A 7,837-nucleotide genomic window follows, 5' to 3' on the forward strand; every position below is an offset into this window, starting at 1 on the left:
CCGCTTGGCCTTTGTGATGTGTTTCACACGAAGTCTTTTCGCGCCGCATTGGGCGAAATTGCACCATTTATTGGTAATTTACCGCGCGCGGCCCTTGCATCCATGCCTGCACTCTACGATAAAGAAGGCTTGTTATCTGTTGGCGGGCTTGAGGTTTCGGAGCTTTCCGACGTACTATCCGCCGCCGGTTGCGGACGGCCTCTGGGCAGGGGCCTGATCGCGTCTGGTGGCAGTTGGCAGTTTGCGCCGCAAGTACCTTTGTGGGAAAGTGGTTTCAAATCGTCACCGAAACCCGACAACCTACTTGCGTAAGCGGGGCTTATGACTATTTGATTGTCAGACCCTGCGCAGGAAGTTTTGCGTCACGGCACACACAAATTGCGACCAGTAGCTTGGAATGAATATGGGAAAAAATCTTGCACTGTGGGTTATTATCGCCATCCTTTTGGTGGCGCTGTTTAACCTGTTTCAGTCGCCCTCCGGACGGTCCGGTCAGTCGTCGCTGGCATTTTCGGACTTCCTGGCCGAAGTGGATTCAGGTCAGATTTCCGAAGTCACCATCCAGGGCAACAACCTGACTGCAGAAACGCGCGACGGTCGCTCTGTTAATGTTTACACCCCGGATTATCCGAACCTCGTTGAAAAGCTGAACGACAAGGGCGTGCGCATCATCGCACAGCCTGAAGAAAGCCTGTCTCCGTTGATGAGCGCTTTGATCAGCTGGTTCCCGATGCTTCTGATCATCGGTGTCTGGATCTTCTTCATGCGCCAGATGCAGGGCGGCGGCGGTAAGGCCATGGGCTTTGGCAAGTCCAAGGCCAAGATGCTGACCGAGAAGTCCGGCCGCGTGACCTTCGAAGATGTCGCCGGTATTGAAGAAGCCAAAAGCGAGCTTGAAGAAGTCGTCGACTTCCTGCGCGATCCGCAGAAGTTCCAGCGCCTTGGCGGTAAAATCCCCAAAGGCATGCTGCTTGTCGGTCCTCCGGGTACCGGTAAAACGCTGCTGGCACGTGCGATTGCCGGCGAAGCAAATGTACCGTTCTTCACCATCTCGGGTTCTGACTTCGTTGAAATGTTCGTTGGTGTCGGTGCATCGCGTGTGCGTGACATGTTCGAACAGGGCAAGAAAAACGCACCTTGCATCATCTTCATCGATGAAATCGACGCTGTCGGCCGCCATCGTGGTGCCGGTCTTGGCGGCGGTAACGATGAACGCGAACAGACCTTGAACCAGCTCCTCGTCGAGATGGATGGTTTCGAAGCCAACGAAGGTGTGATCCTGGTGGCTGCTACCAACCGTCCGGACGTTCTGGACCCGGCATTGCTGCGTCCGGGTCGTTTCGACCGTCAGGTCGTTGTGCCGAACCCGGATCTGGAAGGCCGTGAACGCATTCTTGGTGTTCATGCGCGTAAAGTTCCGCTGGGTCCGGATGTCGATCTGCGCACGGTTGCACGTGGTACCCCGGGCTTCTCGGGTGCGGATCTGGCAAACCTTGTCAACGAGGCTGCCCTTCTGGCCGCCCGTCTTGGCAAGCGTGTTGTCACCATGGCTGATTTCGAAAACGCCAAGGACAAGGTCATGATGGGGGCTGAACGTCGCTCCATGATCATGACCGATGACGAGAAAAAGCTGACCGCCTATCACGAAGGTGGCCACGCACTGGTCGCACTTCATACGCCTGCGTCTGATCCGATCCACAAGGCCACCATCATCCCGCGCGGTCGCGCACTGGGTATGGTGATGCGTCTGCCGGAACGTGATCAGGTGTCCAAATCCTACGAACAGCTGATTTCCGACCTTGCGGTTGCCATGGGTGGCCGCGTTGCCGAGGAAATCATCTTTGGCAAGGACAAGGTCACCACAGGGGCGTCTTCGGACATCAACATGGTGACGCAATATGCGCGCAAGATGGTGACCGAGTGGGGCTTCTCCGACAAGCTTGGTAACGTCAAATACGTTGATAACCAGGAAGAAGTGTTCCTTGGTCACAGCGTTGCCCAGCACAAAAACGTTTCGGAAAAAACAGCACAACTCATTGACGAAGAAGTCCGTCGTTATTCCGACGAGGCGTATGAATTCGCCAAGCGCGTTCTGACCGAACATCTTGATGACCTGCACAAGCTTGCAAAAGGTCTTCTGGAATATGAAACCCTGTCGGGTAAAGAAATCGATGCGCTGCTGCGTGGCGAGGAAATTAACCGTCCGGGCCATACTTCGGGTGGCGGCAAGGATGCAGGTGGCGGACGTCGCTCCACGGTGCCAAGCACCGGCGGTGCCCGCAAGGATAACCCTGGTGACGGCGGCGGGAACCTTTCCCCGGAACCGCAACCGGGAAGCTAACAGAAAGAGACTGATGGACGAGATCAAACGATCGGTCCTGCGAAGCCCCGCCGATGTGCGGGGCTTTGCCGATTTTGAAGGACCGCTTTACTACGCACCGACCGGTTTCATCGACCATGCCGATGATCCCAATACCTTGCCACTTGCCGGATCACGCCGGGGGTTCTCGGCTCTTGAAATCATCCGTCGCCGCGAAGGTGGCGGTGCCGAAAGCATGATCTTGCCGCTGCTTGCCCTTGAAGGCTGGGTGCAAAACAGTGGCCGGGTTGATGAAATCAATGCCGTTCTGGACCGCCTGATGGCCAAACGCCCGGATTATGCCGGGCTTGATATGGCGTCCTGCCATGTGATGGGCATCATCAATGTCACACCGGACAGCTTTTCCGATGGCGGCGATTACAACACCACCGAACAGTCTGTGGCACGCGCCATGGCGATGATAGAGCAGGGCGCATCAATCATTGATGTCGGCGGCGAATCAACCCGTCCGGGGGCTGACACCGTGTCCGAGGATGAGGAAATCAATCGTGTGGGCCCGGTGATCCGCGAACTGGCATCCAAGGGGCACGTTGTTTCGATTGATACCCGCCACGCCGGCGTGATGGAGGCCGCGATTGAGGCCGGTGCTGCGATCATTAATGACGTCACCGGTCTTGAAGGCGATGAACGCTCGATGGAGGTTGCAGCCGCATCTGGCAAACCGGTGATGCTGATGCATATGCAGGGCGAACCGGGCACCATGCAGGCCGACCCGAAATATGATTGTGCGGTGCTTGATATCTATGACTATCTGCTCGATCGCATCGAAAGCTGCGAGCGGGCTGGTATCTCACGTGATCGCATCTGCATTGATCCGGGCATCGGCTTTGGCAAGACGCTGTCGCACAATCTTGAACTGCTGTCGCGTCTGGCCATTTTCCATGGATTGGGCTGCCCGATCCTGCTGGGCACCTCGCGCAAGTCATTCATCGGCAAGATTGATCCCAAGGCGGATCCAAAACAGCGTTTGGGTGGTTCAATTGCGTCTGCGGTCAATGGATGGCGTCACGGGGTTCAGATGATCCGCGTGCATGATGTGCCCGAAACGGTACAGGCGATTTCTGTCGCCAGTTCCACATCTATTGTCTGAAGATGTATTTGATGACCTCTCTGCACGTATAACTTGTCATTTTATCGGCATCGTTTAAAACATGGCTCGCAATCGCAAGGAGGCTTGGCTTCTGATCGATTGCGAGCTTTTTTGTGGCAAATTCGATTCTGGCATTTTCTGACCATTTACGGTTGATACTTGCAGAATCGGTCCTTTGACCACATACCAATATGTATCAAACAAAAGTGACACCAAAGTCACAGTTGATGGTTGGACAACAAGCGAACGCGAAGGTCTTTAGATGAACGAGATTGGCGGTCTGACGCAGCCGTTCCCTGCTGATGTCAGGTCTGGCTGGAATGCTATGACGCACTGTGTTTATGTCGTGGAAGATAACACCGATCTGAACAAGGATCTGTGTGAGTATCTTGAGATGTGCGGTTTCGATGTGGTCGGGTGTGAAACCGGCGCTGCATTTTACCGGGCACTTGCTGCGCGCAAACCTGATGCGGTCATTCTTGATATTATGCTACCCGACGCGGATGGCTATGAGCTGGCCCAGCATGTCCGCAAAACCGTTGATTGCGGCATCATGATGCTGACTTCGCTTTCGGGAATGGACAATCATCTGACCGGCTATAAATCCGGTGCCGACGTCTATTTGACGAAAGACAGCCCGCTATCTGTGATCGAGGCCGCGCTTAAACCGCTTCTGCGCCGCGCGTCACGTTCAGATAACGAAGCGACGGCTGAAACGGCAATCCCTGAGGATAGCTGGGTTCTTGATATGCTTAACTGGACCCTGCGCAATCCCCAAGGCAACGAAGCCAAACTGACGGCGACCGAACGCACCATCGTCAAGATCCTGATTGATGCCAATGGGGCATGGCTGACGCGTCCTGAAATCGTCGAAGCCTTGGGCAAGGCCGATACGGCGGAAAACTGCCGCAATCTGGATACGGCAATCCGGCGCGTGCGTCAGAAAATCATCAAGGAAATCGGCGAAGAACTGCCTGTGCGAACGGCGTACGGTCGTGGCTATGCCTTTACGTCACCCGCCGCCATTGCCGGCTAGGCCGAGGCTTCCTGATCCGTCTGTTTCCCACCCGAATAACGTGCGGCCAGCTACTCGCACGGTAAAAGCAGGCAAAGCTCGATGCTGCGTGCGCCCTTCTGGCGCAGGGTGATCGATCCCCCATGGGCAACGACAATACGTTGCGAAATATGCAGCCCGAGTGCGCGCTGCAATGACGGGCTTTCCATATCGCGCCTGAACAGCGCATCGGAAATCATGGCGATCTCGTCTTCATCAAGCTCTTCGCCGCGGCAGGGGATACTGATTTCGACCCGCATCTCGGAATGTCGGTGAGTGCTGATGTGGATTGGTGCCCCGTGCGCAAAGCGCCGTGACGTTTCAACCAGGTTCGTGATCGCAAGCCCCATCAGGGTTTCGTCGATAAAGACTTCGATACCTGTGGTCCGGCTCAATACCGCCTGAACTTCCGCACCTTCGCGTGTGATCTGGGCGACAAATTCCTGAAGAAAACGGTTGATCGGAACTGTCTTACGCGCAAGTGACAGTTCCTGGGTATCGATACCGTCCTTGGTCAGGAAAATATCGACAAGACGCGCCAGTTTCTGGGCCTGAAGCTGGATGCGTTGCAAACGTTCAAGAACGTCATCCTTGTGGTTTGTCAGACGCAGCATCAGCATTTCCGATGATCGCTGGATCACCGCAAGCGGCGTTCGGAATTCATGCGACAGCATCGAAATCAGTTTGCGCTGTTCCTCGACCAGCGAGGTGGTTTCTTCTGCCTTGCGCACGACAGTGACCCGTTCCTTGTCCATGCGCGACAACCGCATCGTCATGATGATGCCCATCCCGACAAGGTGGAACATCAAGGTGTAGCTGTGCAGTTCCAGACGCAATCTGGTCGCATCGATCACCCCCGAAAGGGCAAGCTGGATCATGATCGCCGCCCCGGTCGGGACGGTCAGAACCACAAGGAACGCCCAGTAACGCGGATTGTGGATGTCCTCAAACGCCCGTTTGATCAGGATTGCGCACATCGTGGCCATAAAGGCCGAATGGCTTGGCACGATATAGGTGCCAAAGACGGTGTAGAGATCGGTCGTGGCCCCGGCTGCAAAGGCCAGAATGAAAAACCCGTACGCGCAACATATCTTGTAGGCCAAAGGATGCTTCTTTTTGGCATCGATGATGTAGAGCCACAGAAACACCGTCACGCCATAGGTAATGATGTTGGCTGTTCCCAACAAAAAGTCATTGAGCCACGGTATTTCCGGTCGTAGCTCGCTTAAGACCACGCCATTGACGGTGGCCGCTGTGACACCGATTGCCAGGACCCAGACGCTGTACAAAACGACAATCCGATCCCGCGCAATCAGACCAAGCGCCAGATAGGCCAGACCCAAAGCCAGAATGAAGCCAAAGAAAACATTCGACGCCAGATCACGGAAAGACAGCGAGGAAACCAGGTCGGTTGCCGGCCAAAGTGTCATCCAGATCAGATTGGCGCTGTTACTTTGCGACCGGACATAAAGGCGATAATCGCCCGGTTCCATCAGGGGCAGGGCGGCAATATGTGCTCGTCCGCCATATTGGCGTGCGCTGGCGGGGACATGATCGCCAAGACGGGTATGCCAGACCGGATCACCCAGTCCATCGGGCACCAGAAACACATCAATGAAATTCAGATAGTTCGGCCCGATTTCAAGCAGGGCGCGTTTCGTCATGTCATTGCTGATGGTGAGATCAAGCTGATGCCAGATCACATCGCGGGTATAACCAAAGGACGGTATGGCAGGTGACTGCTGAAAGGCCGCATCCGGAAGGGCCTGGATCTCTTCAAAGCCAAGCTTGCGTGTGGTGTCGGCAAAGGATGCAACAAACTGGGTGATCTCAATCGGTTCTGTGACATTGCCCGGCAGAACCAGATGTTCCTCATCACCATCCGGCATCACCGAAGATTGCGCGTTTGCACCGTGCCATGGCATCAAAACCATGGTTGTAATCATGAGCAACACCAATACCGCCGCCGATGCCATGGTGGACAGGGAATGTGTTGTTGGCGTCATGAACAGCGGCGATCTGACCCTCATGGCCGCTCCCCGTCATGGGACGTCTCGGTATAACCAAGCGGGAAGCCAGCCCTGTTTTCATTGTTCCTGAGCACCGTCATGTCGCGGTCATAGGGCAGTTTGATCAGGATTGTTGTTCCGCCTTCTTCGCCAATACTAACCGACAGGGATCCGTCATGGGCCTCGATGATGCGTTTGGTCAGATGTAATCCAAGGCCGACACCCTGGATTTTGACCGAATCCCGTCCGCGGTAAAAGGCGTTCAAAACATTCTGCAGATCGTCGGCGGCAATGCCCGGTCCCTCGTCGACAACCCGGATATAGACATAACCATTGGCTGCCCGCTCGGCTGAAATCCAGACAGCGGCACCCGGCGCATATTTGCGCGCATTCTCGATCAGGTTGATCAGCGCACGTTCCATCAGGATCCGGTCAATTTCGACGATCACAACATCGCTTTGGATCAGGCTGATATTCTGTCCGGGGACTTCGCGTTGGCGCTGTGCGATTAAATCGCGCAGAAACGCATCGATGGCAACCGCTTCACGCGTGGTGGTGAATGTCGCGCTATCAAGGGTTTCCTTGGTCAGGAACGCATCGACAAGGCCCGAAAGCTGCCGGGCATTGGACTGGATCGTCGACAGACGGTTCAGAACGCTTTCAGGTTCTTTTTGCAAATGTAGTCCGAGGATTTCGGCTGAGCGCTGAATAATCGCAAGCGGTGTGCGGAATTCATGTGACAGCATGGTGATAAAGGTGCGCTGCTCACTGGCAAGCTGGTCGGCCCGCTGGCCGGAGGCAAGGGCATCAACACGCCGGTTGATCACGCCATAGGTGCGATAAGCCATGGCGATGGCGACCAGTACAAGCTGAATAAACGAACTGAGAGCAAAGATGCTCGTGGTAAATCCGTTGACCGGCAACCACCCGATCAGCAACAGCAAATGCGCCATCGCCCCGATGGTCGGAACACCAAGCGCGACCATCAAATAACTCATCTGGAATGTGTGCTTCTGGCGATATCCGCGATACATCAGATTGATCAGCAAAACCGCAAGCAGGAATATCTGAGGCCCGAAAAACACTTTGGCATACAGGATATACCAGTCCGATGTGGCGGTCAGAAAACCTGCCATCGCCAGAACCGAATACCCGACCATAACCCGAAACAGCGGCCGGTTCTCGCGATCAAGATGGGTCATATAGCTCCACATCATGATGCTTGTACCAAGCGCAAACGCCGTTCCGGTTCCCGTCACAAAGTCGGAGGCCAGCGACCAGAACGGTTTGAAAATCAGTTGGGC

Annotated in this window: 6 protein-coding genes; 4 read left to right on the top strand and 2 right to left on the bottom strand. The window is 55.2% G+C overall.

Translation table 11 applies throughout. From position 1 onward, the window contains the following. The 4 genes from B3Z49_RS18355 to B3Z49_RS18370 form a co-directional block, all read left to right on the top strand. On the top strand, positions 1-312 hold a 312-nt coding region (locus tag B3Z49_RS18355), incomplete at its 5' end, for a hypothetical protein (RefSeq protein ID WP_296993463.1). 85 nt (positions 313-397) lie between these two features. Next, entirely contained in the window at positions 398-2,341 is a 1,944-nt protein-coding gene (gene ftsH / locus B3Z49_RS18360; protein WP_296993464.1) for an ATP-dependent zinc metalloprotease FtsH, read from the top strand. Between the two features lie 13 nt (positions 2,342-2,354). Beyond that, a complete protein-coding gene (gene folP / locus B3Z49_RS18365; RefSeq protein WP_296993465.1) occupies positions 2,355-3,470 on the top strand; it encodes a dihydropteroate synthase in 1,116 nt (371 codons plus the stop codon). A gap of 262 nt (positions 3,471-3,732) precedes the next feature. Continuing rightward, positions 3,733-4,506 carry a response regulator transcription factor gene (locus tag B3Z49_RS18370; protein WP_296993467.1) on the top strand — a complete coding sequence of 258 codons (774 nt, stop codon included), beginning with the start codon at positions 3,733-3,735 and terminating at the stop codon, positions 4,504-4,506. Positions 4,507-4,556: 50 nt separating this feature from the next. On the opposite strand, the gene B3Z49_RS18375 is transcribed toward B3Z49_RS18370, so the two are convergent. Together B3Z49_RS18375 and B3Z49_RS18380 are read right to left on the bottom strand one after the other, a co-directional pair. Further along, positions 4,557-6,554 (bottom strand): 7TM-DISM domain-containing protein, encoded by a 1,998-nt coding sequence (locus B3Z49_RS18375; RefSeq protein ID WP_296993469.1) that lies wholly within the window; start codon positions 6,552-6,554, stop codon positions 4,557-4,559. Continuing rightward, positions 6,551-7,837, bottom strand: a 1,287-nt coding sequence (locus B3Z49_RS18380; RefSeq protein ID WP_296993470.1) for a sensor histidine kinase, incomplete at its 5' end; no start/stop codon positions are given. The genes B3Z49_RS18375 and B3Z49_RS18380, both read right to left, overlap by 4 nt.

Source organism: Thalassospira sp. UBA1131 (assembly GCF_002311515.1).
In the GTDB taxonomy this organism is placed as follows: domain Bacteria; phylum Pseudomonadota; class Alphaproteobacteria; order Rhodospirillales; family Thalassospiraceae; genus Thalassospira.